The sequence below is a fragment of the Streptomyces sp. NBC_01255 genome, from assembly GCF_036226445.1.
Taxonomy (GTDB): Bacteria; Actinomycetota; Actinomycetes; order Streptomycetales; family Streptomycetaceae; genus Streptomyces.
Genome location: NZ_CP108474.1, coordinates 5,616,394 through 5,641,107, shown reverse-complemented (window position 1 = coordinate 5,641,107; position 24,714 = coordinate 5,616,394). Strand labels below are relative to the sequence as shown.

Below are 24,714 nucleotides of genomic sequence, written 5' to 3'. Positions count from 1 at the left end.
TGTCAGCCGGCCAGGCGTTCCACCAGCAGGAACCCGCCGATGGCGATCATCATGGCACCGGAGGCCCGGGTGACGGCCAGGGCTGCCGAGGGTCTGGCCTTCAGGACCGTGCGGGCCAGGACGCCGACGCCGAGGTAGACGACGGCGCACGCGGTCAGGTGCAGCGTGCTGAGCAGCCCGGTCTGCGCGGCGACCGGCCAGCCGTCGGCGACGTCGATGAACTGCGGAAACAGCGAGAAGTAGAGGAGCAGCGCCTTGGGGTTCAGGCCGCTGATCCCGGCGCCCCTGAGCATGACCCGTGTGGGGGAGGCGCCCGCGCGCTCTCCGGCGGTCGCACCCTCTCCGGCGGTCGCACCCTCTCCGGCGGTCGCCGCCGGTGCGGCCGGCTGCCGCAGAACGCCCCAGCCCAGCCACAGCAGATAGCAGGCACCCGCCATGGTCAGCGCGGTGACCGCGGCCGGGGAGCTCGCCACGATCATCGCCAGGCCCGCGACGGCCACCAGCGCGTACGCGGCGTGGCCGGCGACCAGCCCGGTGACGGCGGGTACGACCGACCGGTCGCGCAGGCCCGCCGAGATCGCGTAGGCCCAGTCCGCGCCCGGGGTGAACACCAGCAGCAGGTCCACCGCCAGGAAGGCCGCCAGTGTCGTCGTGTCCATCGCTCGTTCCCTCTCGCATTCCTTGTCCTGAGAGGGAAGGCTAGGGCGGATATGCCCGAAAGTGTTTGCGTTCTTACCCCATGAATGGGCGTTCCGAGGGAGAATCTTCTCCATGGATGCCATGGACCGGAAGATTCTTACCGAGCTGCAGATGGACGGCCGCCTGACGATCACCGAGCTGGCCGCCCGTGTGCGGCTCAGCGTCTCGCCCTGCCACCGCCGCCTGCGCGACCTCGAACGCGAGGGCGCCATCCGCGGCTACCGCGCCGTCGTCGACCCGGCCGCCGTCGGCCTGAACTTCGAAGCCCTCGTCTTCGCCACCCTGCGCTGGGAGAACCCCGACACCGTCACCACCTTCGAAACGGCCATCACCGCCATCCCCCAGGTCATCCAGGCCCAGCGCCTCTTCGGCGAACCCGACTACCTCCTCCGCGTCGCCACCACCGACCTGGCCGCCTATCAGCAGCTCTTCGACCAGCGGCTCGCCCGGCTGCCCGGGGTCCAGCGCCTGGCCTCCACCCTCGTCATGAAGAACGTCATCGACGACCGCCCACTGCCCGAGTAGCCCCGCTGCCGAGCAGCCCCCTGCCCAAGTAGCCCCCCTGCCCGGTCAGGGCAGGAGGTGTGCGGCGAGGTCCTGCCACTGGCGGAGGGGTGGGGCGTCGGGGGTGTCCGTGAGGAGGTGGAGGCTGACGTGATCGGCGCCGGCGGCGAGGTGCTCGTGGACTCGGCGGGCGATGTCCTCGGCGGTGCCGTGGGCCACCAGCGCGTCGATGAGCCGGTCGTCGGGCGTTTCCGCGTTCTGGGCGTTCTCGGCGGTCTCGAACCCCAGATCCCGGAGCAGGGCGCGACGGTTGGGCAGGGCGGCTGCGGCCGTGGCGCGGGCCTGTTCGGTGGTGTGTGCGCGGTCGGGGCCCAGCACGCACAGTTGGGTGACGGCCAGGAGCGCGGTGGGTCCGAGCGTGGCTCTGGCGTTGCGGGTGTGCTCGACCGGCATGCCCAACGGGTTCGCGCCCCAGGCGCGTTCGGCGGCGAGGGCGAGCATGCCGGGGTCCAGGGCGGCGAGCACCCGGTGGGGCGAGGGCGCCGTCGCGGGCGGGCCGAAAGGGGCGGCGTCCATCGCGTCGAGGTAGGCGCGCATGGTCGGGAGCGGGAGGCCGAATCGGTGGCCTCGGACGTCTTCGGCGAGGCTGGGATGGCTGTCCCACAGGCCGAGCAGGAACCGTCCGGGGAACGCCTCCTCAAGGGTGCGCTGCGCGGCGGCGGCCGTCACCGGGTCGCGCGCGTAGATGTCCGTGCTGCCGGACGCCACGACGATCCGTTCGGACTGTGACAGCAGGATCGCCGCCTGTGCCATCGCTTCCCGTCCCGCCGTCTCGGGGAACCACAGGGTGCCGAAACCGAGGTCCTCGATCGCGGTCACCGCCTCGCGGACCGCGGGCGCCGAGCAGGTGTCGAGTTCGCCCGCCCAGATGCCGACGCGTCCGAGGTGGGGGCGGACGGCTTTCACGCTTCCCCCTTCTGCGCGCCCCGGGTGTCCAGGTACCCCGTGATCCGGGCCGCACCCGTGCGCTCCAGCCACGTGCGGAAGTCCATCACGGTGGGGTGGATCCGTCGCGTGGCGGGGATGTCGGCCCGGTAGCCGCGTTCGTTGAGCCACTCGTGGGCGATCGCGAACTCCTCGTTGAACGCACGGATCGTCTCCATCGGGATCCTGGCGTACGGCAGCGGGCGCCCGATGGCCGCCGCGATCTGCGCGGCGATCCGGACCGGGGTCAGTTCGTCGCCGGCCAGCGCCGCCGACCGCCCGATCCACTCCTCGGGGCGGGAGAAGGCCAGCGCGGTGACGAAGCCGACGTCGTCCACCGCCACGATCTGCAGCGGAACGTCGGGGGCGATGCCCGAGACCAGGTTTCCGCCTTGCAGGGCGTACTCACCGGTGTAGTTCTCCATGAAGGACACCGGCCGCAGAATCGTGGCGGGCAGGCCGAGCTTCGCGATGTGCTGCTCGATCCGCCACTTGCTGATCAGGTTCTGGGGCAACGCCTCGCTGCCGTGCCGGTCCGCGCCGGCGACCGAGCTGAAGACCAGGTGCCCGATGCCGGCGGCCCTGGCGGCGTCGGCGACGTTCCTTCCCCAGCGGACCTCGTCCTCGGCGGAGAAGTCGGGCGCCGTGCCCGGGGAGCCCACCGTGGGCTGCACGCTGAACATTCCGTACGCGCCTTCGGCGGCGGCGACGAGCGACGGGACGTCCTCCATCTCCGCTCGTACGATCCGCGCGCCGGCGCTCGCCAGGGCCTTGGCCGGCGCCCCGTCCGGATCGCGGGTGAGGGCGCGCACCCGCCAGCCGCCGTCGAGCAGATGCCTGGTCACGGCCCGCCCCTGAAGGCCGGTCGCGCCGGCCACCACGATGATCTTGTCCGTCGATTCCACTGTCTCTCCCCGGCAGCGAAGTGGGGTGGTCCCCCGGTTAGCGTTGGCTACGATATGGAGGACCACCCCGTTTAGCAAGCCGCCAGGAGCGCACATGACCCGAGACGCCACCACGCCGCCCCCTCCCCGGCGTGCCATGCGTGCCGACGCGCGGCGCAACCACGAACGGATCCTGGCCGCCGCCGGGGCCGCCGTCGCCCGGCACGGCGTCGATGCCTCCCTGGAGGAGATCGCGCGGGACGCGGGGGTCGGCTCGGCCACCCTGCACCGGCATTTCCCCTCCCGGCAGGCGCTGTTGGAGGCCGTCTTCAAGGACCGGGTGGAGACTCTCTGCGCCACGGCACGCGATCTCGCGGCCGAACTCGACCCGGAAGCCGCCCTGGTCGCCTGGCTCCACGCCGTCGGCGCGCACGCCGTGACCAACAAGGGGCTGGGGGCGGCGCTGATGCCGGGGGCCGGCGAGAGCAGTGCCGGCGGCGGCGATCCGGATCTCGGGGATTCCTGCCACACACTGATCCTGAACGCGGGCAGCGATCTACTCGACCGCGCTCACCAGGCGCACGCCGTACGCCCCGAGGTCACCATCACCCGGCTCCTCAAGCTCGTCGGAGCCATCGCGCTGGCCACCGAACACGACAGCGACGGCGCGGCCGAAACCGATCGCCTGCTGACGCTCGTCCTCGACGGGGTGCGCCAACGCGGGGCAGTTTGATGTGAATGGGCGGCTCCTTCCGCTCACTGCTCCAGGTCGGCGCGGACCGCGCCGGCCACGGAGTTCGGGAAGTGCGGTTCACGGCGCCATGGTGCCCTGGCGGATCTTCGGGGTGATCAGCGGACCGGGCGGGGCAGGCGTACGCGGACGAGCGTCGTCTCCACGCCGCTGTCGACCAGGCGGCCGGCCGCGTCGAAGGCCGCGGGGCCGTCCGTCATGCCGAAGTCGTTGTCGTTGAGCAGGACGAGAGTCGAGCGGCCTTCGAGGGCGATGCCCTCGATCTTGCCGGGGACTCCCTCGACCGTGTTCACGTCGAGGACCAGGCGCTTGGCCAGGATCGGGGCGTCCTTCGCGGCCTCGCCGTCGAGCTGCTCCAGGGTGGGGGTCGCGGGGGTGTCCCAGACGGTGTCGAGGATGTCGGCACCGCGGCGGAGGCGGACCTCGTACAGGCGGGAGGCCTTGTCGGTGCGCTCCTGGACGAGGAGGCGGTCGCCGCCGAGGGCGACGAGGGCGGAGATCTTGAGCTCGGAGGTCTTGGTCTGGCCGGGCTCGACGACCTCGACCGGGTCGAAGCGGTAGGCGTACTCGGCGGTGACCTCGTTCGTGCGGGTCGAGAAGCGCAGCAGGCGCGTGGTGCGGGAGTTCTCGCCGGTGGCCTTGTCGGGGTTGAGCAGCGGGCTCTGCAGCGCCATGACCAGATCGCCGCCGGGGAGCAGCGCGAGGCCCTCGAAGCCGCGGTTGATCTTGCGCTGGAGGAAGACCGACGGGAGCGACTCGATCACCGGGTAGCCGGCGCCGGTGAGGCCGAGGCCCTTCGGGACGTGGCGGGCGAGGACCCGGCCCTTCGCGGAGACGTGAACGAGCGAGGGGCCGTACTCGTCGACGAGCCAGAAGCTGCCGTCCCGGTCCCGCACGATGCCCTCGGTGTCCAGGCCGTTCGGGTCGTACGCGAGCGGGGTGGAGGCGTCGTACGTGTACGGGGCCTCGTCGCGGCCCGGCTGGTTCGGCAGGCCGGTCACGGGGGCGCCGGACCGCGTGGTGAGCGGGATGGAGCGCAGGACGTCGATACGGCCGCCGACGGCGCGGATCTTGACGATCGCCGGGTCGAAGCCGGGCACCGGGAACGTACGGCGCTTGTCCTTCCCCACGGATATCTGGCCGTTGGGGCCGCGGTCGGTGACGGTCCAGTACTCGCCGGGCCGTTCGGCCGGGTACAGGTCGCTGCCGATGCCGCCCAGGTCGACGCCCCGGTCGTCGTCGACGCTGCCGGACAGCAGGTCGTTGCTGAACGCGGCGAGCGGGATGTCGGGGAGGGTCGAGGTGGAGACGACCCGCGCGGCGGAGCCGTGGTGCGCCGGCGTCGCGTCGGCCGTCCCCACCACCACCGAGAGCGCGAGTGCGGCGGAGACGGGAAGCACCAGGGCGGCGGGCCGGCGCAGGAGACGCGGATTCATCTGAACTCCCTTGGACACACATGGGGTACGCGTGACATACGCGTGGGACGCGTGGGGGGGTGCGCGTGGGGTGCGCGTGGGGTACTCGTGGAAAGTCGCCGGTGAGGGCGGGGCTGGGCGCGGCCTCATGGTCCGGTTCCGCGCGCAACTCCCGGCCACGCGTTCGCGACGACCGGGTGAGTCCTGGGTGAACGCGCAGGGTGACTCGGGGACGTGACGCCGGTGAACCGGCGGCGGCGGGAACCCGCCGCCCCCGGGCTTCTGAGGGCCGCGCGAGAATCAGGGCATGGTGATGACCCCGCGCGCCCTCAATCGCTCCACCCTCGCCCGCCAGTTGCTCCTCGAACGGGCCCCGATGGACGTCGAGGAGGCCCTGCGGCGGGTGGTCGCGCTTCAGGCGCAGCAGCCGGGTTCGCCGTACGTGGCCCTGTGGAACCGGGTCGCGGGATTCGACCCGGGCCTGTTCGACGGGGCGGTGGAGGGCTTCCGGGCGGTGCGGTCGACGCTGATGCGGCTCACGCTGCACGTGGTGCACGTCGAGGACTACCGGGCGTTCCGGGAGGGCATGGAGCCGACGCTGCGCGGTTCGCGCCTCGGCGACCACCGGTTCAGGGCCGCCGGGTTCACGCCGGCCGACGCCGACGCGCTGCTGCCCGGGCTCCTCGCGTACGCCGAGCGGGCGCGGACCGGCGCCGAGATGCTGAGCCGTCTCGCGGAGTGCCGGGGCGGTCCGGTGGAATCCGTGGCCTGGCGGATGATCCGCCAGTACGCGCCGCTGTGGCACGCCCCGACGGGGCCGCCGTGGTCGTACGGCACCGCGCAGTCCTTCGTCACGGCGGACGAGCTGCCGGAGCGCGCCGATCCGGACGCGGTCGCGGCGGGCCTCGCGGTGCTCGTCCGGCGCTATCTGGAGGGGTTCGGGCCGGCGTCCGTGGCGGACATCGCGCAGTTCTCCATGACGCAACGGGGCCGGGTGCGCGAGGCGTTGGCGGCGCTCGACGGCCTGGTCGAGCCCCTGGAAGGGCCGGACGGGGTGGTGCTGTACGACGTGCCCGGGGCGGTCCGGCCCGACGAGGACGTGCCGGCCCCGCCCCGGCTGATGGCCATGTGGGACAGCATCCTGCTGGCGTACGCGGACCGTGGCCGCGTCATCCCGCCCGAGTACCGCAAGGCCGTGATCCGCGTGAACGGCGACGTCCTGCCGACGCTGCTCGTCGACGGGTACGTCGCCGGGGTCTGGCGGCCCGTCGACGGCGGGATCGAGGCCTCGGCGTTCCGGCCGCTCCCGGCCCGCGTCTGGGAGGAGCTCGCCGGAGAGGCCGCGGCCCTCGGGGCTTTCCTGGCGGGCCGGGATCCGCTGGTCTACCGGCGCTACGACCACTGGTGGGCGAAGGGGCTGCCGGTGGTCGAGTCGAAGGTGTTCCCCGTCCTCTGACACCGCCACCGCCAACCGGTCGCCATTGCCAGTCGTCGGTACTGCACATACATTCGTGCCGAACACCACCTACGGACCGGGATGCTCGTCAGTCCCGGGGCGGTCCGCCGTTCACGGGCCGGACGGCGGGGGGCGGAACCTTCGGGACGACGGGTTCGCCGGACGCCGGGCGTACGGGATATCCGTATCCGCGTACCCGCAGGAGCTGAGCAGCACATGAGCAAGCACGTCCTGGCGCAGAACCAGTACGGCAAGGCCGAGAACCGCATCGTCACGGTCACCCGCAAGGGCAACGACGGCGCGTGGCACGAGATCCGCGACCTGAACGTGTCGGTGGCGCTGCGCGGCGAGTACCGCGACGTCCATCTGACCGGCGACAACGGTAACTGCCTGCCGACCGACACCACCAAGAACACGGTCTACGCCTTCGCCAAGGAGCACGGCGTCGACTCCCCCGAGGCCTTCGGCATCCTCCTCGCCCGGCACTTCGTGACCTCGCAGCCCGTGATCCACGAGGCGCAGATCCGGATCGAGGAGTACGCCTGGGAGCGCGTCTCGGTGCCCACGCGCAAGGAGCAGCACTCCTTCGTGCGCAAGGGCCAGGAGGTCCGCACCGCGCAGATCAGACCGCTCGTACGGCAAGGTGCGCCGCCACATGCTGGAGGCGTTCGCGGAGACGTACAGCTACTCGCTCCAGCAGACCCTGCACGCGATGGCCGACCGGGTCCTGGACAACGTCTCCACGGTCAACGAGGTCCGGCTCAACCTCCCGAACAAGCACCACTTCCTCGTGGACCTGGAGCCGTTCGGGCTGAAGAACGACAACGAGGTGTACTTCGCGGCGGACCGGATGTACGGCCTGATCGAGGGCACCATCCATCGTGACGGCGTCCGGCCGGTGATCGCGACCAGCGACTGGATCACCGCGTAAGGATCACCACGGCCTGGCCGTCTCGACTCCCAGCCATACGGCTCCGAGTCCGGCGGCCAGGCTCCCGGCCACGTTCAGCACCGCGTACCCCTTCGCCCCGCCCTCGTACAGCTTCAGCGTCTCGTACGAGAAGGTGGAGTACGTGGTGAGGGCGCCGCACAGACCGGTGCCGAGGAGCAGGTGCAGCCGCTCCGAGGAGACGCCGGTGAGCAGCCCGAGCACGAACGAGCCGACGACGTTCACCGCGAACGTGCCCCAGGGAAGGCCGAGGCCGAAGCGGGCCTTCGCCAGCCGATCGGTGAGATGGCGCAAGGGCGCGCCGATGGCGGCGCCCGCCACGACCAGGAGCCAGTTCACGCGGGCCTCACCCGGACCGGTGCGACCACCCGGGTGGCGGCGACCCCCGCCCAGACGGCGGCGAGGGCGGTGAGCACGGTCGCCCCCAGGTAGAGCAGGCCTCGGGTGGCATCGCCCGCGGCCAGCAGCCGCTGGGTGTCGAGCGCGTACGTCGAGAAGGTGGTGAACCCTCCGCAGAACCCGGTGCCCAGGAAGGGGCGGAGCAGCGGATGGGGAGCCACGCGGATGCGGGTCTCGGTGAGCAGCACCATGAGGACACCCAGCACCGCGCAGCCCACCGCGTTCACCGTGAAGGTCGTCCAGGGGAACGCGTGGGCCGGGGTGGGCCAGACGAGCGAGGCCCCGTAGCGGGCGGCCGCGCCGAGGGCGCCCCCGGCGGCGACGACCCCGACGACCGCCGTCTCTCCGCGTGTTCCCATGCCCGGAAGGTTACGGGGCACGGGTGCGGAGGAAGTAGAGGCGAGGCGCACGGGCACGGTTCCCGGCCTGGGGCATTAACCGGGAGCCGACGCCCGTGCGACCTCGCTCTGCGATGGTCCGGCCACTCCGCGCGACGGGTCAAGCGGCGCCGGTGAGTCTGTCAGATCCCCCGCGGGATCCGTCGGATCCCCCCGCGGGGTGTTCCGGAGATCCCCCGGACACCCCTAGGGCATGTCCGGGGCGGGGCGGTGGCGACGGCCGTGACCTGGGGTGATGTAGGGGGAGGTGGTCCGGCCACCATTCGGCGGCCGATTCGGGTGCCGGGTACACCTCGTCCCGGGGGGCGGGTACGGGCGACGGTGGTGGAGCAGCGGGAGGGAGCTGCGCAACCTTCGGGCAGGAGTGTCGTGAGTACATCCGTCGCAACCAAGCGCAGGGCCACCACCGGGGCCGTCTCGTCCTTGACGGTTCCCCTGAGCGTCACCATGCCCGTCGGTGCGGCCGGTTCGGGCGAGGAGGCCTACGCCGAGCTGTGTTCCGCGCTCTTCTCCGGCTTCCCGCGGCGCGACCAGCGCCTGAAGGCCGAGCAGTACCTCTACGGTCTGCTCACCGCGCAGGGCCGCAAGTCGATCCGTAACATCGCCGCGCAGATAGGCGGGCCGGCCGCCGAGCAGAGCCTGCACCACTTCGTCTCCAGTTCCACCTGGGACTGGCAGCCCATGCGGGCCGCGCTCGGCCGGTTCCTGGAGCGGAACAGCTGCCCGCAGGCCTGGGTGGTCCGGCCGATGCCGATCCCGAAGGCCGGGGAGCACTCGGTGGGCGTGGACCGGCGTTTCGACCCGGAGCGCGGTCAGGTCTTCCACGGCCAGCAGGCGTTCGGGGTGTGGTTCGCGAGCGACGAGCTCAGCGTCCCCGTCAACTGGCGGCTGTTCCTGCCGGACCCGTGGGTCAACGACCGTACGCGGCGCGACCGCGCGGAGGTCCCCCAGGAGGCCGGCGAGGAGACGCTGGAGGAGTGCGCGGTCGCCGCGGCGCTCGACACCGCCCGCTGGTCGGACGTCACCCGCAAGCCGGTGCTCCTCGACATCCGCGGCGGCGCGGGCCGCGCGGCACTCACCCGGCTCGCCGGGGCCGGGGTTCCCGTCGTGGCGCGGATCGGTCCGGGTTCGCGGCTGGCGATCGCGGACCGTTCGCTGCCGGGCTTCGGCGCGGGTCCGCTGTCCGCGGTGCAGATCCTGGAGTCGCTCAAGGGCCTGCGCAGGCCGGTGAGCTGGGTGGACACGGTGGCCGGTGTGCGGACCTCGCGGACGTCGCTCGCCACGGCGGTACGGGTCGCGCTGCCCACGCCGGGCGGCGAGCGGATGCGGCCCCTGGTGCTGCTGGGCGAGTGGGACGACCCGCGGCGGGCCCCTGCCCGGGTGTGGATCAGCGATCTGACCCAGTCCCCCGTCGGCTCCCTGCTGCGGCTGACCAAGCTCGCGCGGCGGGTGGAGCGGGACTTCGTGGAGGTCGGCGAGGGGGCGGGGCTGCGGGACTTCGTGGGCCGTTCGTTCCGCGGCTGGCACCGCCACATCACGCTGGCCTCGGCGGCCCACGCGGCGACGCTCCTGGCCTCGTCGGACTGGGACTCCGCCTACGACTCAGGGTACGGGTCGCGACGCAAGGCGAGCTGACCGGGACCGACCGACTGCCCCGGCCCGCCCGCTGCTCCTACGGAGCGGCCGGGCGGGTCGGGTCGGTCGTGGCGCGGCCCCGGGAGAGGACCTCGCGGGTGCGCTGGAGGCGCAGGGCGAGCTGGACCTCCAGGACCTGGCCCGGCTTCTGCCACTCCGGGCCGAGGAGTTCGCCGATCCGTTCCAGTCGGCGCGAGACCGTGTTGGGGTGGACGTGCAGCGCCTCGGCCGCGTTGGTCGGGCTGCCGCCGGAGGCGAAGTACGCCTCCAGGGTGCGGGTGAGGTCGGTGAACCGTTCGGCGTCGTAGTCGAGTACGGGCCCGATCGCCCCCTCGACGAAGCCCTCCACGTCGTGGTCGTCGGAGAGCAGCAGCCCGAGGAAGCCCAGGTCGTGCACGGAGGCGGCCGAACCGGTGCCGCCCAGGGCGCTCATCGCGTCGAGGCAGCGCTGGGCCTCCAGGTGCATCCGTCCGACGCCGTCCGGGCTCGTCGCGGGTCCGGCGGCGGCGACGGAGACGGGGTGGCCGAGCAGCGGGGACAGTTCGGCGGCGACGGCCTTGGCGGCGGCGGAGGCGTCGATGCCGGGGAGCAGCAGCACGATGCACCCGCCCTGCACGGTCTTCAGGCCGGAGAGGCGGTACGCGTACGAGGACGCCCACACGACCGCCCGGCCCTGTTCGCCGCCTTCCGGTCTGGCCAGCACGAGGACGTGCGGTCGGCGCAGGTCGACGCCGAGGCGGCGGGCCCGCTGCGCGATCTGCTGCGGCGCGTGCGGCGGGTCGGCGATGAGGTCGTCGAGGAGTTCGTCGCGTACGGGCCCCTCGGCGACGGCCGTGGAGCGCCGCATCAGGAGGAGGAAGGCGACGGACTGGGCGGCGAGTTCGAGGAGCCGTTCGTCCTCGCCGGTGAGCCCGCTCGCGGCGCGGATCACCAGACCGCCGAGGTCCTCGGAGCCGGCGATGACCGGGGCGACCCAGGTGTCGTCGTCGGCGGGGACCGGGCGGCGGCGGGCGTGCGCGTCGAGCGAGGCCTTGGCGACGGCCTCCTCGTCGAGGCCGGGGATGTCCCCGCCGGCGAGGGCGCGGCCGCCCTGGTCGCGGACGAGGACGGTCGCGTCGAGGGCGTCGCCCGCGGCCTTGGCCACGTTCCCCAGGTCGCCGCCCGCGAGGACGAGGTTCATGATGCGGCTGTGGGCCTCGCTGACGTGCCGCATCCGGGTGAGGCTGGTCCGTACGCGGGAGCTGTCCCGCTCCAGTTCGGAGACCTCGGCGCGGGTCCGGTCGAGGAGTCCCGCCTTCTCGACGGCGAGCGCGGCGAGGTCGGCGAGCGCGGCGAGGAGGCCGAGCTCTTCGGAGGTGTGGTCGCGGACGCGCCGGTCCGCGCCGTACAGCACGCCGATCACGGCGTCGCCGCTGCGCAGGGGCGCGGCCATGATGGCGTGCAGCCCTTCGCCGCGGACGGCGGCCTCGGCGGCCTCGTCGAAGGCGGGCGCGTGGACGCCTGCGTCGAGGGAGCCCGAGGGGGCGAAGCGCTCGTCGGCGAGGTAGTCGGCGGTCCAGACGGGCTCGCCGTGGAGCTGGACGGCGCCGCCGAGTCCGTACCCCTCGGCGATCGTGAACCCGGGGGCGAGGCGCGGTCCGGTCGTGCGGCCGGGGCCGGTGTCGAGTCCGGCGCGGGCGCCCTCGGTGGTGTGGACGTAGCAGCGGCCGTGCTGTCCCCGCAGCGTCACGAACGCCATGTCGAGGCCGAGGAGCCGGCGGGCTCGGCGCGTGATGACGCGGAGCAGGCTGTCGAGGTCGTACGAGAAGGTCAGGTCGCGCGCGGTGTCGGTGAGGGCGGCGAGTCCGGCCTCGCGGCGCGCGCCGTCCTCGCTTTCGGAGCGGGCCTGGCCGGCGAGCTTCACGGCCCGCTCCAGCCGTTCGAGTGCCTCGCCGGAGAGACCGGCCAGGCGGGCCTCGTCGAGGAGGGCGTCGTAGCGGGCGGCCGGGGCCTGTCCGGCGAGCAGTTCGAGGACCGTGAGCAGCGCGTCGGCACCGCCGGCTGCGTCCGCGCCGTGCGAGGTCATGGTCTCCACCCCCGGAGTAGAGCGAAATGGGGCATCTCGGTGGAAACCCCTCCTGTTCGCCGAAACTATTTCGGCTTCGGGAGTCGGTCAACAGCGACCTGCCGCACGTCCACAACGGCGACCTGACGTACTTCGTTCCCGAGGTCCCGCCGCTCCCTCAGACGAGGGAGCCCACGGGGACGGGACGGGACCGGGCCGGGGTGTACTGGGCGGGTACGTGAGCGGGTGTCCGGGCGGGCATCCCGGCAGCATTCCAGGCGGGGGTCCACGCGGGCGTCCAGGCGGGCGCCTGGGTGTCGAAGACGGAGCGGCCCGCGGTGTTCCGCATGGTCAGGACCGAGCGGTGGAGCCGGCGCAGGCGCGCCGAGGGTTCCATGCCGCCCTCCCCCTCGAGGGCCGCCCGCAACCGCTCGTACGCGGTGAGGGCCTCGTCGTGGTGGCCGCAGCGCAGCAGGGCGACCATGTAGTGGGCGTGCAGGGGTTCGTTGGTGCGGTAGTGGGCGACGAGGCCGGAGAGTTCGGAGACCAGCTCGGCGTGGTGGCCGAGGCCCAGCTGCGCCTCGACCCACTGGTCGAGCACGCTCAGGCGCGAGGCTTCGAGGCGTTCGATCTCGCGGCGGAGCCGGGGGCCCGCCGCGACGCCCGCGTACGGCTCGCCGCGCCACAGGGCGAGCGCCTCGCCGAGGCGGAGCGCGGCGCGTGGAAGGTCGCCCGCTTCCATGGCCCGGTATCCGGCGCCCGCCGCGCGCTCGAACTGCCAGACGTCGTGGACGCCGCCGCCGGTGTCGAGGCGGTAGCCGCCGGGCTGGGCGACGAGGACCGCGTCGGCGGTGCGCCGGTCGGTCCAGCCCTGGCGGGGCTCCGCCGGGTCGGCGCCGTTCAGCGCGCTCGCGACGAGCCTCCGCAGCTCCGCTATATGGGACTGGAGTTCGGCCCGGGCGCCGCGCGGGGCGCCCGAGGGCCAGAGCTCCTCGGTCAGGACCGTCACGGGGACGACCTGGTCGGCGCTGGCGGTGAGCAGGGCGAGCAGCTGCCTCGGTGCGGCTGCCGTCGGGGTGATGGACACGCCGTTCTCCCGTACCGACAGTCCCCCCAGGATCCGGACGTCCACCTTGCCCCCTCAGTGCCTGTGCGGTGTCTGCGCGCGGGATGACCCTCGTTGATTAGAAAAGACCCCCGTAGGCATGTCAATAAGAAACCGGAGGGTACGGAAACCTGACCCGTGATATCGGGGTGCTTCACCCCATTTGAGGGGATATTTCGGCGTCAGGATTTCGTCACTGGCTCAGACCTTTGCCCTCCGAAAGACTGTTTCAGGACTCAGGGGTACGCTTTCGAAGGGCTCTCGCGGACGTCAGAGGGGTCCTCAACCGCTACTTCACGCCAGAAACCGCCCGGTGGGTACGGTTCAGAGCACGGCGGCGGCGGTGAGCAGTCCGAACGAGACGACGATCAGGGCCGTACGGACCCGGTGGAATCCGTTCCACCGCTTCTCGAAGGCGGCCCGCACCGCCGCCGGGTCCTCCCCGGCCGACTCTCCCGGGCGCTCCGACGCGGCGAGGGCCACGTTCAGCGGGACGTTCCCGGCGACGGTGACCAGGTGGTTGAGCGCCGCGGCCACGAGCCCGGCCAGGACGAGCCACTTCTGGGTGTCCGTGCGTCCGTCGGCGGGGACGAGGAAGGCGGCGACGGGGAACGCGACGACCCCGAAGAAGACGAGCAGGAACACGGCCCTCGGGACGCATTCGTTGATCCGGCGCATCGCCGTGACGAACTCGGCGTCCGTCAGGCGGGCGAGGGCGGGCATGATCCCGGTCTGGAAGATCAGCATGAAACCGGCGTAGAGCCCGGTGCATCCGACGGCGAGGGCGAGCAGCAGGGTGGCCATGCGGCCATTCTGGCCTCCCACCCGCCCCACGCGTCAGTCGTACGGGTCAGCTGTCCGGGTTAGCTGTATGGGTCACCCGATCGCAACTCGCCTTCCCCTGAAGCGCCTTCGCCCGGCCCCGCGGCCGGCCCGAGCAGCCGTTCGGCCTGCCGGACCGCCTCGGCGAGCTCCCGGACCACCGCCGATCCCGACCGTCCCGCGATCGCCTCCGCCCGCTCCGCGAGCGCCGTGAGCCCGGGGTCGCCCGGCAGGTCGCCGCCGCGCAGCGCGTCCGCGAAGTAGGCGGTGATCGCGGTCAGCTGGAGGCTGTCGTGGCCGCCGTCCCACAGTCCCTTGGCGAGCTTCTCGACCTCGACCGTGCCGGAGCGCTCGTGCGGCGCCCGGGTCGCCGGGTCGAGCCAGCGGACCGTGGCGGTGGCGACGCGGCCCGTCGCCCCGGACCGGGTCTTCACGGCGTACAGCGCGGTGACGGTGTGGCCGGCGCCGACCTCGCCGCCGTCCACCCGGTCGTTCCGGAAGTCCTCGTCGGCGACCTCCCGGTTCTCGTACCCGATCAGCCGGAACTTCTCGACGGTCCGCGCGTCGAAGGCCACCTGCGCCTTGGCGTCGCGGGCGCGCAGCTCGACATGGGCGGGCAGCTGGTCGACGAAGACCTTCCGGGCCTGCTCGGGGGTGGAGACGTACGTCGTGTGGCCGTCGCCCTTGTCGGCGAGCCGCTCCATGAAGTCGTCGCCGTACTCGCTGCCGACCCCGACGCCGAACAGCGTGATGCCGTGGGCCCTGCGCTCCTCGTCGATGCGGGCGAGGATCGCGTCCGCGTCGGTCTCACCGGTGTTGGCGAGGGCGTCGGAGAGCAGCACGACCCGGTTGGTGGCGCCCTCGCGGTGGCCCTCGACGGCGACGTCGTAACCGGTGCGGACACCGGCCTCGACGTTGGTGGACGAGGTCGTCGCCAGGGACTCCACGACCTCGCGGATCCGGCCGCGGGCCTCTCCGACGCGGGTCATGGGCAGCCGGGTCTCGGCCTCGTCGCTGAAGGTGACGAGGGCGAACGAGTCGTCGTCGCGGAGCTCGTCGGCGAGCAGCCGGAGGGACTCCTTGACGAGGTCGAGCCGGCCGGGCTCGGCCATCGAGCCGGAGATGTCGACGACGAAGGTGAGGGCGGCGGGCGGGCGGGCGCCGCTCCGGTCCGCGCCGCGGGTGGCGAGCCCCACCCGCACCAGGGACCAGCCGTCCGTGCCGGTGCGGGCGCCGTCGAGGCTCACGCCGAAGCCGTTGTCCGCCGGGCGCGGGTAGTCGGGGCGGAAGCTGTTGACGAACTCCTCGGGGCGCACGGTCGTCGGCTCGGGCAGCCGGCCCTCGGCGAGGGAACGGCGGGCGTAGCCGTACGAGGCGGTGTCCACGTCGAGGGCGAAGGTGGAGAGGTAGTCGGGGGCGGGGGGCCTGGTGCGCTGCTCGCCCTCGTCGGGCGCGACCGCGTCCGCCCCCGGGCTCGCCGTTCCCGGGGCGACGTACCCCGGCTTCGTGGCCCCTCCGCCGCCGGTGGTGCCCGGTGCGGTGCGGCCCTTCTCCGCGTGCGACGCGTCGCTCCTCTCACCCGACGCGCCACAGCCGCCGACGGCCAGTCCTGCGACGAGCACCCCCGCGATCGCGGCCCTGAACCGGGCCCTGCGGCGACCGTTCGCCGCCGCGCTCTGTCGACTCATGTCATCTCCCCCTCTTCGTATGGCACTTGTGAATGTGACGAACAAAGGGCCCGGACGGAGCAGTCGGAGGAGTTGCGGATGGATCTCGATGTGGCAACGGCGACGGGGGCGGACGAGGGTGGCATGGATTCGCCATCCTTTTCAACAGGGGTTGTCACCGTGTGCAGTCGCATGCGTACATTTAGTGGACATCGATCGGGCGGGGGTGGTCAGCGGTGGCAGAGAGCGCGGGCTCCGTGATGCTCGCCCGTTCGGCGATGAACCGGGCCGCGACCGAGGGACAGCGGCCCGCGGGGCGCCCGGTCCGGGGCGCGCGGCGCATCAGTGCCGCGCTCGCCGGGCTGGCCGCTTCCACCCGGCACGAGCTGCTGACCTTCGACGACCCCGTCGCCTCCGCGGGCTGCGCGATCCCCGGGCCGTTCCTGGAGCTGGCGGGAGCGTGCATGCGGGCCGCGGCGGAGCGGGCCGACGAGGTCCGGCGGATCGTGCCGCGGCACGCCCTGCCCCGGCTCGAGAGCGGGCTGCGGATTCCCGGCCGGGCCCGGCTCGCGGACGCCATCCCGTTCAAAATGATCGTCGTGGACCGGACGGTGGCGGCGGTCCCGCTCGATCTGGAGCTGCTCTACAACGGCCTGCTGCTGATCCGCGACCCGGTGGTGGTGCAGGCCCTCGTCCGGGCGCATCACGCCTGCTGGGCGGCGGCCGAGGAGCTGACGTACGTGCCGCCTCCCTCTCCCCCGCCGCTGGACCTCGCGCCGCAGTCGCGGCTGGTCCTCGACGCCCTCCTGTCGGGGCTCACGGACGAGGCGGCGGCGGCCCGGCTCGGCATGTCGGCGCGGACGTACAGCCGCCGGGTGGGAGAGCTGATGGCCGCGCTCGGCACGACGAGCCGCTTCCGCGCGGGTGCGGAAGCGGCTCGGAGGGGGTGGGTGTAGCGGCTCCTACTCGACTCCTACGAAAGCTCCTACGACGGCTCCTACGACACGATGTCCTTACGGGCGAAGCCCCGGAAGGCCAGGGCGAAGAGGATCACCGCGTACGTCACCGAGATCGCCGCGCCCTTCACCATGCCGCCCCACTCCAGCTGCGGCTGAAGGGCGTCGATCCAGGCGAACTGCCAGTGCGCGGGCAGGAACTCGCGCCAGTCGCCGAGCGCCGTGACGGCGTCCAGGACGTTGCCGACGATGGTCAGGCCGACGGCGCCGCCCACCGCGCCGAGCGGGGCGTCGGTGCGGGTGGAGAGCCAGAAGGCGAGCCCGGCGGTGACCAGTTGGGAGACGAACACGAAGGCGACGGCGACGGCGATGCGCAGCACCGCGTCCATGGCGGGCACGGAGCCGCCGGTCGGCAGCTGGAGCGGCCCCCAGCCGTAGGCGACCGTGCCCGCGGCGAGCGCCACGAGCGGCAGGAGGACCATCGCGGCCGCGCTGTACGCGAGGGCCACCGTCAGCTTCGAGGCGAGGAGCCGGGAGCGCGGCACCGGTGCGGCCAGGAGGTAGCGCAGCGAGGACCAGCTCGCCTCGGAGGCGACGGTGTCGCCGCAGAAGAGGGCGACGGGGACGACGAGGAGGAAACCGGCCGAGACGAAGAGGCAGGTCGCCGCGAAGTTGGCGCCGGAGGCCGTCGCCGTGTCCATGAGCGTGATCCGGCCGTTGGTGTCGCCGTCCCCGGCGCCGCCGATCGCGAAGGCGGCGATCAGGACGAAGGGTAGGGCGACGAGGATCCCGCCCATGACCAGGGTGCGGCGCCGCTTCCACTGACGCAGGGCTTCGACGCGCAGCGGCAGGGTGCGGCCGGCCCGGTAGCCGGGGGCGGTCGTCTCGGCCGGGGGCGCGGTGGTGGTCGGCGTGACGGTCGGCTTCGTGGTCGGCGCGCTCATGCGGCTCCTCCGATCAGGGTCAGGAACGCGTCTTCGAGGCGCCGGTGCGGTCCGACCCCGGTCAGCGGTACGTCCAGGCGGACGAGGTCGCCGATGAGGGCGGTGGCGTCCGCGCCGTCGAGGCGGACGAGGAGCCCGCCGTCGGCGCGGGCGGCGGAGCCGACGCCCGGGAGGGCGCCGATCTTCTCGACGAGCGGGTCGTCGATCTCTCCGGCCAGCGTCACGAGCAGGGTGTCGCCGGAACCGGTGATCTCGGCGACCGGCCCGGCCTGGACGAGCTGCCCCCGGTCCATGACGACGAGGTGGGTGCAGGACTGCTCGACCTCCGCGAGGAGGTGGCTGGAGACGATGACGGTCCGGCCCTCGGCCGCGTACCGGATCATCACCTCCCGCATCTCGCGGATCTGCGGCGGGTCGAGGCCGTTGGTCGGCTCGTCGAGGATGAGCAGGTCCGGCAGGCCGAGCATGGCCTGGGCGATGGCGAGGCGCTGCCGCATGCCCTGCGAGTAGGTCCGTACGGCGCGTTCGAGGGCGCTGCCCAGGTTCGCGATCCGCAGGGCGTCGTCGACGCGGGCGTCCTCGGCGGGGCGGCCGGTGGCCTTCCAGTACAGCGCCAGGTTCTCCCGGCCGGAGAGGTGCGGCAGGAAGCCGGCGCCCTCGACGAAGGAGCCGACCCGGGAGAGGACCGGGGCGCCGGGGCGGATGGCCTGGCCGAAGACCCGGATCTCGCCCTCGTCGGGCCGGATCAGGCCCATCAGCATGCGCAGGGTGGTGGTCTTTCCGGCGCCGTTCGGGCCGAGGAGACCGAGGACCTGGCCCTGTTCGACGCGGAAGGAGAGGTCCTTGACGCTGTACCGGTCGCCGCCCGCGTACTTCTTGGAGAGTCCGGTGATCTGGAGGGGTACGGAGGTGAGTTCCGGGTCCGGCGCGGGGGCCGTGGTGCGGCGGCGGGCGGTCAGGAGGAGGGCCGCGGCGACGGCGAGGCCGAGGAGCGGCAGGCCCCAGACCCACCAGGGCAGGGTGGCGGCCTGGGTGTCGAGGCCGGGCGCGGTCGGGACGGTGAGCGGGCCCTCGACGGCGACGGTGTAGCCGGCGGGGACGGTCGGGGAGGCATAGCCGAGGTCGGTGGCGGCGAGGACGAGCCGCAGCCGGTGCCCGGCCTCCACCTCGTGGTCGATCGCGGGCAGCGTAAGGGTGACGCTTCGGCCGGCCTTGGCGTCCTCGACGCGGACGGGGGTGACGAGCTGGGAGGGCAGCACCTGCTGCCGTCCGTCGGGCCCGACGTCGTACACCTTGGCGAAGAGGACGGCGGAGCCGTCGGCGGCGGTCGAGGTGACCTTGACGCGGACGGTCGGGGTGCCGGTGATCCGGACGGTGCCGGTCTGCGGCTTCGCGTCGAAGCGGGCGTACTGGCCCGGGAAGTCGAGGGAGAGGCCGACGCCGAGGGAGGAGAGGCCGGAGAGTCCGCCGCCGAGGCCGGGGACGGCCGAGATGGCGGGCGGCGCGGCGCCGGCCGGGTTGGCGAAGGTCTGCGGGGGCCCGGCGAGCGCGAAGGACTCGGTGGCGGCGGTGAGGCCCGGGTAGCGGTCGGCGGTCGCGCCGCGCAGGGTGGCCTGTCCGTCCGTGGAATCGACGCCGCCGGTGCGGCTGACGCGGAAGGCGGGGCCGGTGTCGGCGGAGGTGTCGCGCTTCAGCCAGCGGTCGAACCACGTGCTGATCCGTCGCTCGACGCGCTCGGTCTCGCGGTCGCCGCCGTCGTGGCCGCCGGCGATCCAGTCGACGGCGACGGGGGCGCCGTTGGCGGTGAGGGTGCGGGCCATGGCGTCGGATTGGGCGAGGGTGAAGAGGGAGTCGGACTGGCCCTGGACGATGAGCGCGGGCACCTTGATGCGGGCGCCGACGGCGGAGGGACTGCGGGCTTCGAGGAGGGCGCGGGCGGCGGCGTCGGGCTTTCCGCTGACGGCGACGCGCTGGTAGAGGGAGCAGAGTTCGGCGGTGAAGCGGCCGCAGCCGTCCGCCGCCTGGGTCGGGGCCGGGGCCGTGCCCGGCTGGTTCCCCTGATTCCCCGCCGAGAAGAAGATCCCGGCCCAGAGCTTCTTGAAGACGTCGTTCGGGAAGAGGGCGTCGGCGAGGTTCCAGTAGGTGATCTGGGGGGCGACGGCGTCGACGCGCGGGTCGTGTCCGGCGGCGAGCAGGGAGATCGCGCCGCCGTAGGAGGCGCCGGTGACGCCGACGCGCGGGTCGCCGGCCTTGTCGAGGAGGACCTCGGGGCGGGCCGCGAGCCAGTCGATCAGTTTCCGGACGTCCGCGACCTCGTGGTCGGGGTCGTTGAGGCCGATCTCGCCGGTGGAGGCGCCGAAGCCGCGGGCGGACCAGGTGAGGACGGCGTAGCCGTCGCGGGCGAGCTGTTCGGCCTGGGCGCGGACGTCGTTCTTCGAGCCGCCGAAGCCGTGGCCGAGGAGGACGGCGGGGCGCCGTTCCCCTCCGCCGCTCGTGAAGTACGAGGTGTCGAGCCGTACACCGTCGATGTCGAGCGCCTTGTCCGCGCGCTGCACGGGTGGCGGTTCGTCGGAGGCGACGGCGGTCCAGGTGCCGGCACCCGCGAGGACGGCGAGGACGGCGGTGACCGCGGCCCACCGGGGAAGTCGGAGTCGCATGGGTCGAGCCTATGCGGGCCGGGTCGTGCGGCACTGCGGTCCGGAGGGGGAGGCGCCCGACCTCCTGGGGTCGTACGCGCGGCCTCGCCGTACACCAGGCGCGGTACGCGCGATCGCCGCCGCACCCCGACGAGGACGGCCCCCGGGGCGCGGTGTCGTGCGCGCTCCGGGGGCCGTTCGTCATGGGCCGTTCGTCACGGCCACGACCGGAAGGTCAGTGGTTGCGGGGGAAGCCCAGGTCCACGCCCGCCGGGGCGTCGGACGGGTCCGGCCAGCGGGTGGTGACGACCTTGCCGCGCGTGTAGAAGTGCACGCCGTCGTTGCCGTAGATGTGGTGGTCGCCGAAGAGCGAGTCCTTCCAGCCACCGAAGGAGTGGTAGCCCACCGGCACCGGGATCGGCACGTTGACGCCGACCATGCCGGCCTCGACCTCCATCTGGAAGCGGCGGGCCGCGCCGCCGTCACGGGTGAAGATCGCGGTGCCGTTGCCGAAGCGCGAGCCGTTGATGAGGGCGAGGCCCTCCTCGTACGTCTCGGCGCGCAGCACGCAGAGCACCGGGCCGAAGATCTCGTCCTGGTAGGCCGCGGCCGTGGTCGGCACGTGGTCCAGGAGGGACAGGCCGATCCAGTGGCCGTCCTCGTGGCCCTCGACCGTGTAGCCCGTGCCGTCGAGGACGACCTCGCAGCCCTCGGCCGCCGCGCCGGTGACGTAGGAGGCGACCTTGTCGCGGTGGACGGCCGTGATGAGCGGGCCCATCTCGGAGGTCGGGTCGTTGCCGGGGCCGATCTTGATCTTCTCGGCGCGCTCGCGGATCTTGTCGACGAGCTGGTCGCCGATGGAGCCGACGGCCACGACCGCGGAGATCGCCATGCAGCGCTCGCCGGCGGAGCCGTACGCCGCCGAGACGGCCGCGTCGGCGGCCGCGTCGAGGTCGGCGTCCGGGAGGACCAGCATGTGGTTCTTCGCGCCGCCGAGCGCCTGGACGCGCTTGCCGTTGGCGGAGGCGGTGGTGTGGATGTGGCGGGCGATCGGGGTCGAGCCCACGAAGGAGATCGCGGAGACGTCCGGGTGCTCCAGGAGGCGGTCCACGGAGACCTTGTCGCCGTTCAGGACGTTGAAGACACCGTCCGGGAGGCCCGCCTCGGCGAGCAGCTCGGCGATCTTCAGGGACGGCGACGGGTCCTTCTCGCTCGGCTTGAGGATGAAGGTGTTGCCGGTCGCGATGGCGATCGGGAACATCCACATCGGCACCATGGCCGGGAAGTTGAAGGGCGTGATGCCCGCGACGACGCCCACCGGCTGGCGGATCGAGGCGACGTCCACGCGGTTCGACACCTGGGTGGAGAGCTCGCCCTTGAGCTGGACGGTGATGCCGCAGGCCAGGTCGACGATCTCCAGGCCGCGGGCGACCTCGCCGAGCGCGTCCGAGTGGACCTTGCCGTGCTCGGCGGTGATCAGCTCGGCGATCGCGTCGCGGTTGGCGTCGAGCAGCGCGCGGAACTTGAAGAGGATCGTGGTGCGCTGCGCGAGGGACGAGGTGCCCCAGGTCGCGAAGGCGTCCTTGGCGGCGGCGACGGCGGCGTCCACCTCCTCGACGGAGGCGAGCGCGACACGGGTGGTCACGGCGCCGGTGGCCGGGTCGGTGACCGGGCCCCAGTTGCCCGACGTGCCCTCGACGGCCTTGCCACCGATCCAGTGGTTGACAGTCTTGACGGTGTTCGTCATGACGAAATGCTCCTTCAGAGATGGCGGCGTCGGGCGGTGACGTGCCGGTCGTACTCCTCGCGGGCCTTGACCGCCGACGGGCGGGTCGACGTCTCGGCCACGGGCACATCCCACCATGCCTGGGCCGGGGGCGGGCCCGACACTGTGTCTGCCGTTTCGGTCTCGACGTAGACACATGTGGGAACCGTCGCGGTCCGCGCGTCCGCGAGGGCTTCTCGCAGGTCACGCACGGTGCGGGGGCGCAGCACGCGCATGCCGAGGGAGGCGGCGTTGGCCCCGAGGTCGACGGGGAGCGGCGCGCCGGTGAAGCCGCCGTCCGGGTCCCGGTGGCGGTAGTCGGTGCCGTACCGCTCGGCGCCGACGGCCTCCGAGAGGCCGCCGATGGAGGCGTAGCCGTGGTTCTGCAGGATGACGAGACGCAGGGGCAGCCGCTCCTGCACGGCGGTGACGATCTCGGTGGGATTCATCAGATACGTCCCGTCGCCGACGAGCGCCCAGACGGGCCGGCCGGGTGCCGCGAGCAGGACGCCGAGGGCCGCGGGGATCTCGTAGCCCATGCAGGAGTAGCCGTATTCGACGTGGTACTGGTCCGTGGAGCGGGTCCGCCAGAGCTTGTGGAGGTCGCCGGGGAGCGATCCTGCGGCGTTGATCAGGATGTCGCTGCCGTCGACCAGAGTGTCGAGTACGCCGAGGACCTGGACCTGGGTGGGCCGGGCGTCCTCGTCGGGGACGGCGTAGGCGGCGTCGACACGTCTCTGCCAGCGGAGTCGCTCCTCGGCGTACTCGTGCACGTAGTGCGGGGTGACGTGGTGCGGCTCCAGGAGTGTGTGGAGCTGTTCCAGGCCCTCGCGGGCGTCTGCCACGAGCGGGAGCGCGGCCATCTTGTGGGAGTCGAAGGCGGCGATGTTGAGGTTGACGAACCGTACGGAGGGGTGGCCGAAGAGCGTTCCCGAGGCGGTGGTGAAGTCGGTCCAGCGGGTGCCGACGCCGATGACCACGTCGGCGGTGCGGGCCAGGTGGTCGGCGACGGCGGTGCCGGTGTGGCCGATGCCGCCGACGTTCTGGGGGTGGTCGTGCGACAGCGAACCCTTGCCGGCCTGGGTGAAGGCGACCGGGATGCCGGTCAGCGCGGCGAAGTCGTGGAGCGCCTCCTCGGCCCCGCTGTACCGGACGCCGCCGCCGGCGACGATCAGCGGCCGGGTGGCCGTGCCGATCGCCGCGACCGCCGCGTCCAGTTCGTCCTCGTCCGGGGAGAGGCGGCGGACCCGCCAGACCCGCTCGGCGAAGAACTCCGCCGGCCAGTCGTACGCCTCCGCCTGGACGTCCTGGGGCAGTGCGAGGGTGACGGCGCCGGTCTCCATCGGGTCGGCGAGGACCCGCATGGCGGCGAGCGCGGCCGGGATCAGCGCCTCGGGGCGGCCGATCCGGTCGAAGTAGCGGGAGACGGGCCGCAGGCAGTCGTTGACCGACACGTCGCCGGCGTACGGGAGTTGGAGCTGCTGGAGGACGGGGTCGGCGGGGCGGGTGGCGAACGTGTCGCCGGGGAGGAGCAGGACGGGCAGGTGGTTGATCGTGGCGAGGGCGGCGCCGGTGACGAGGTTGGTGGCGCCGGGGCCGATGGAGGTGGTGACGGCGTGCGCGGAGAGCCGGTTCGACTGGCGGGCGTAGCCGACGGCGGCGTGGACCATGGCCTGCTCGTTGCGGCCCTGGTGGAAGGGCATGAGGTCGCGGTCCTCCACCAGCGCCTGGCCGATCCCGGCGACGTTCCCGTGGCCGAAGATGCCCCAGGTGGCGGCGATCAGCCGCTGCCGGGCCCCGTCGCGCTCGGTGTACTGGGCGGCGAGGAAGCGGACGAGCGCCTGGGCGACGGTCAGCCGGATGCTCATGCGTATCCCTCCGTGTGGTCCGGGTGGAAGGAGATCTTCCACTCCCGCTCGGTTCCGGGGCCCGCCATGACGTTGAGGTAGTAGAGGTCGTGACCCGGCTGGGCGATCGACGGCCCGTGCCAGCCGTCCGGTACGAGGACGGCGTCGCCGTCCCTCACCTCGGCGAGGAGCTCGGCGCCGCCGGGCCGGGAGGGCGAGATCCGCTGGTAGGCGAGTCCGTGCGGGCCCGCGATCTCGTAGTAGTAGATCTCCTCCAGGACGGACTCGGCGCCCGGGCGGTGCTCGTCGTGCTTGTGCGGCGGGTAGGAGGACCAGTTGCCGCCGGGCGTGACGACCTCGACGGCGATCAGCCGGTCGCACGCGAAGGCGCCGGCCGCGGCGAAGTTCCGCACCTGGCGGGCGCGGTTGCCGCTGCCCCTCGTCTCGACGGGAACCTCCGGCGCGGGGCCGTAGCGGGCGGGGAGTCGTCGCTCGCACTTCGCTCCTGCCAAAGCGAAGCGGCCTCCCGCACCGGAGGCGATCTGGGCGTGGGCGTCGCGCGGTACGTAGGCGAAGTCGGTCACTCCGGCGAACACGCTGTCGCGGCCCAGGAGTTCGAGGACTTCGCCGTCGACGCGCACGCTACAGGCACCGGCGAGGGGAAGCACGACCCATTCGGAATCCCCGCTCTCGAAGGCGAGGGTCTCCCCCGGACCGAGGGTGAGGACCCGGAGGGCGGAGTGCGCCCAGCCGGCCCGGTCGGGGTCGATGTGGAGCGCGTACGGACCGCGGGCGGCGGACCCGGAGGGCAGATGGAGGCGCTCGGTGCGCGAGGGGCCGGAGTTCATGACCGA

20 protein-coding genes and 1 pseudogene are annotated in these 24,714 nt (G+C 72.9%); 6 read left to right on the top strand and 15 right to left on the bottom strand.

What is annotated here, in order from left to right; genetic code table 11:
* Positions 1-2: 2 nt before the first annotated feature.
* Positions 3-659 carry a LysE family translocator gene (locus tag OG357_RS25555; RefSeq protein ID WP_329623370.1) on the bottom strand — a complete coding sequence of 219 codons (657 nt, stop codon included), beginning with the start codon at positions 657-659 and terminating at the stop codon, positions 3-5.
* 112 nt (positions 660-771) lie between these two features.
* Here OG357_RS25555 and OG357_RS25550 point away from each other — a divergent pair, with 112 nt between their 5' ends.
* Complete coding sequence (locus OG357_RS25550; RefSeq protein WP_329623369.1) at positions 772-1,224, top strand: Lrp/AsnC family transcriptional regulator; 453 nt, start codon at positions 772-774, stop codon at positions 1,222-1,224.
* Between the two features lie 45 nt (positions 1,225-1,269).
* On the opposite strand, the gene OG357_RS25545 is transcribed toward OG357_RS25550, so the two are convergent.
* Positions 1,270-2,169, bottom strand: coding sequence for a TIGR03620 family F420-dependent LLM class oxidoreductase (locus tag OG357_RS25545; RefSeq protein WP_329623368.1), 900 nt, complete (start codon positions 2,167-2,169; stop codon positions 1,270-1,272).
* A complete protein-coding gene (locus tag OG357_RS25540) occupies positions 2,166-3,092 on the bottom strand; it encodes an NmrA/HSCARG family protein (RefSeq protein ID WP_329623367.1) in 927 nt (308 codons plus the stop codon). The genes OG357_RS25545 and OG357_RS25540 overlap by 4 nt, the downstream gene beginning before the upstream one ends.
* Positions 3,093-3,186: 94 nt before the next feature.
* Here OG357_RS25540 and OG357_RS25535 point away from each other — a divergent pair, with 94 nt between their 5' ends.
* Positions 3,187-3,804, top strand: coding sequence for a TetR/AcrR family transcriptional regulator (locus OG357_RS25535; RefSeq protein ID WP_329623366.1), 618 nt, complete (start codon positions 3,187-3,189; stop codon positions 3,802-3,804).
* A gap of 116 nt (positions 3,805-3,920) precedes the next feature.
* Here OG357_RS25535 and OG357_RS25530 read toward each other — a convergent pair whose 3' ends face one another.
* Positions 3,921-5,258 (bottom strand): esterase-like activity of phytase family protein, encoded by a 1,338-nt coding sequence (locus OG357_RS25530; protein WP_329623365.1) that lies wholly within the window; start codon positions 5,256-5,258, stop codon positions 3,921-3,923.
* Positions 5,259-5,544: 286 nt separating this feature from the next.
* Here OG357_RS25530 and OG357_RS25525 point away from each other — a divergent pair, with 286 nt between their 5' ends.
* Entirely contained in the window at positions 5,545-6,693 is a 1,149-nt protein-coding gene (locus tag OG357_RS25525; RefSeq protein WP_329623364.1) for a winged helix DNA-binding domain-containing protein, read from the top strand.
* Between the two features lie 216 nt (positions 6,694-6,909).
* Positions 6,910-7,624 (top strand): annotated as a pseudogene (locus OG357_RS25520) (urate oxidase).
* A 3-nt stretch (positions 7,625-7,627) separates the two neighbouring features.
* On the opposite strand, the gene crcB (OG357_RS25515) reads toward OG357_RS25520, so the two are convergent.
* Positions 7,628-7,981, bottom strand: coding sequence for a fluoride efflux transporter CrcB (gene crcB / locus OG357_RS25515; RefSeq protein ID WP_329623363.1), 354 nt, complete (start codon positions 7,979-7,981; stop codon positions 7,628-7,630).
* Positions 7,978-8,400: a fluoride efflux transporter CrcB gene (gene crcB / locus OG357_RS25510; protein ID WP_329623362.1), complete on the bottom strand. Its 423-nt coding sequence runs from the start codon at positions 8,398-8,400 to the stop codon at positions 7,978-7,980. The genes crcB (OG357_RS25515) and crcB (OG357_RS25510) overlap by 4 nt, the downstream gene beginning before the upstream one ends.
* 408 nt (positions 8,401-8,808) lie before the next feature.
* Here crcB (OG357_RS25510) and OG357_RS25505 point away from each other — a divergent pair, with 408 nt between their 5' ends.
* Positions 8,809-10,074 (top strand): IS701 family transposase, encoded by a 1,266-nt coding sequence (locus tag OG357_RS25505; protein ID WP_329623361.1) that lies wholly within the window; start codon positions 8,809-8,811, stop codon positions 10,072-10,074.
* A gap of 37 nt (positions 10,075-10,111) precedes the next feature.
* Here OG357_RS25505 and OG357_RS25500 read toward each other — a convergent pair whose 3' ends face one another.
* The 4 genes from OG357_RS25500 to OG357_RS25485 all read right to left on the bottom strand — a co-directional run bounded on the left by OG357_RS25500 (position 10,112) and on the right by OG357_RS25485 (position 15,733).
* Complete coding sequence (locus OG357_RS25500) at positions 10,112-12,139, bottom strand: helix-turn-helix domain-containing protein (RefSeq protein WP_329623360.1); 2,028 nt, start codon at positions 12,137-12,139, stop codon at positions 10,112-10,114.
* 157 nt (positions 12,140-12,296) lie between these two features.
* Complete coding sequence (locus OG357_RS25495; protein WP_329623359.1) at positions 12,297-13,205, bottom strand: AfsR/SARP family transcriptional regulator; 909 nt, start codon at positions 13,203-13,205, stop codon at positions 12,297-12,299.
* Between the two features lie 342 nt (positions 13,206-13,547).
* Positions 13,548-14,027, bottom strand: a complete 480-nt coding sequence (locus OG357_RS25490) for an anthrone oxygenase family protein (RefSeq protein ID WP_329623358.1) — start codon at positions 14,025-14,027, stop codon at positions 13,548-13,550.
* Positions 14,028-14,086: 59 nt separating this feature from the next.
* Positions 14,087-15,733, bottom strand: a complete 1,647-nt coding sequence (locus tag OG357_RS25485; RefSeq protein ID WP_329623357.1) for a vWA domain-containing protein — start codon at positions 15,731-15,733, stop codon at positions 14,087-14,089.
* 215 nt (positions 15,734-15,948) lie between these two features.
* Between OG357_RS25485 and OG357_RS25480 the strand changes: the two genes are divergently transcribed.
* Complete coding sequence (locus OG357_RS25480) at positions 15,949-16,668, top strand: DNA-binding response regulator (protein ID WP_329623356.1); 720 nt, start codon at positions 15,949-15,951, stop codon at positions 16,666-16,668.
* A 41-nt stretch (positions 16,669-16,709) separates the two neighbouring features.
* On the opposite strand, the gene OG357_RS25475 is transcribed toward OG357_RS25480, so the two are convergent.
* The 5 genes from OG357_RS25475 to iolB form a co-directional block, all read right to left on the bottom strand.
* A complete protein-coding gene (locus tag OG357_RS25475; RefSeq protein ID WP_329623355.1) occupies positions 16,710-17,612 on the bottom strand; it encodes an ABC transporter permease in 903 nt (300 codons plus the stop codon).
* Positions 17,609-20,269, bottom strand: a complete 2,661-nt coding sequence (locus tag OG357_RS25470; RefSeq protein ID WP_329623354.1) for a CocE/NonD family hydrolase — start codon at positions 20,267-20,269, stop codon at positions 17,609-17,611. Before OG357_RS25470 ends, OG357_RS25475 begins: the two co-directional genes overlap by 4 nt.
* A gap of 214 nt (positions 20,270-20,483) precedes the next feature.
* Positions 20,484-21,995: a CoA-acylating methylmalonate-semialdehyde dehydrogenase gene (gene mmsA / locus OG357_RS25465; RefSeq protein ID WP_329623353.1), complete on the bottom strand. Its 1,512-nt coding sequence runs from the start codon at positions 21,993-21,995 to the stop codon at positions 20,484-20,486.
* A gap of 14 nt (positions 21,996-22,009) precedes the next feature.
* Positions 22,010-23,881, bottom strand: coding sequence for a 3D-(3,5/4)-trihydroxycyclohexane-1,2-dione acylhydrolase (decyclizing) (iolD, locus tag OG357_RS25460; RefSeq protein WP_329623352.1), 1,872 nt, complete (start codon positions 23,879-23,881; stop codon positions 22,010-22,012).
* Positions 23,878-24,708 carry a 5-deoxy-glucuronate isomerase gene (iolB, locus tag OG357_RS25455; protein WP_329623351.1) on the bottom strand — a complete coding sequence of 277 codons (831 nt, stop codon included), beginning with the start codon at positions 24,706-24,708 and terminating at the stop codon, positions 23,878-23,880. Before iolB ends, iolD begins: the two co-directional genes overlap by 4 nt.
* Positions 24,709-24,714: the final 6 nt, after the last annotated feature.

Bases quoted from the DNA above. Each gene is read 5' to 3' on its own strand.
- OG357_RS25555 (WP_329623370.1), bottom strand. From the start codon at position 659: ATGGACACGACGACACTGGCGGCCTTCCTGGCGGTGGACCTGCTGCTG.
- OG357_RS25550 (WP_329623369.1), top strand. From the start codon at position 772: ATGGATGCCATGGACCGGAAGATTCTTACCGAGCTGCAGATGGACGGC.
- OG357_RS25535 (WP_329623366.1), top strand. From the start codon at position 3,187: ATGACCCGAGACGCCACCACGCCGCCCCCTCCCCGGCGTGCCATGCGT.
- OG357_RS25530 (WP_329623365.1), bottom strand. From the start codon at position 5,258: ATGAATCCGCGTCTCCTGCGCCGGCCCGCCGCCCTGGTGCTTCCCGTC.
- OG357_RS25525 (WP_329623364.1), top strand. From the start codon at position 5,545: ATGGTGATGACCCCGCGCGCCCTCAATCGCTCCACCCTCGCCCGCCAG.
- crcB (WP_329623362.1), bottom strand. From the start codon at position 8,400: ATGGGAACACGCGGAGAGACGGCGGTCGTCGGGGTCGTCGCCGCCGGG.
- OG357_RS25500 (WP_329623360.1), bottom strand. From the start codon at position 12,139: ATGACCTCGCACGGCGCGGACGCAGCCGGCGGTGCCGACGCGCTGCTC.
- OG357_RS25490 (WP_329623358.1), bottom strand. From the start codon at position 14,027: ATGGCCACCCTGCTGCTCGCCCTCGCCGTCGGATGCACCGGGCTCTAC.
- OG357_RS25485 (WP_329623357.1), bottom strand. From the start codon at position 15,733: ATGAGTCGACAGAGCGCGGCGGCGAACGGTCGCCGCAGGGCCCGGTTC.
- OG357_RS25475 (WP_329623355.1), bottom strand. From the start codon at position 17,612: ATGAGCGCGCCGACCACGAAGCCGACCGTCACGCCGACCACCACCGCG.
- OG357_RS25470 (WP_329623354.1), bottom strand. From the start codon at position 20,269: ATGCGACTCCGACTTCCCCGGTGGGCCGCGGTCACCGCCGTCCTCGCC.
- mmsA (WP_329623353.1), bottom strand. From the start codon at position 21,995: ATGACGAACACCGTCAAGACTGTCAACCACTGGATCGGTGGCAAGGCC.
- iolD (WP_329623352.1), bottom strand. From the start codon at position 23,881: ATGAGCATCCGGCTGACCGTCGCCCAGGCGCTCGTCCGCTTCCTCGCC.
- iolB (WP_329623351.1), bottom strand. From the start codon at position 24,708: ATGAACTCCGGCCCCTCGCGCACCGAGCGCCTCCATCTGCCCTCCGGG.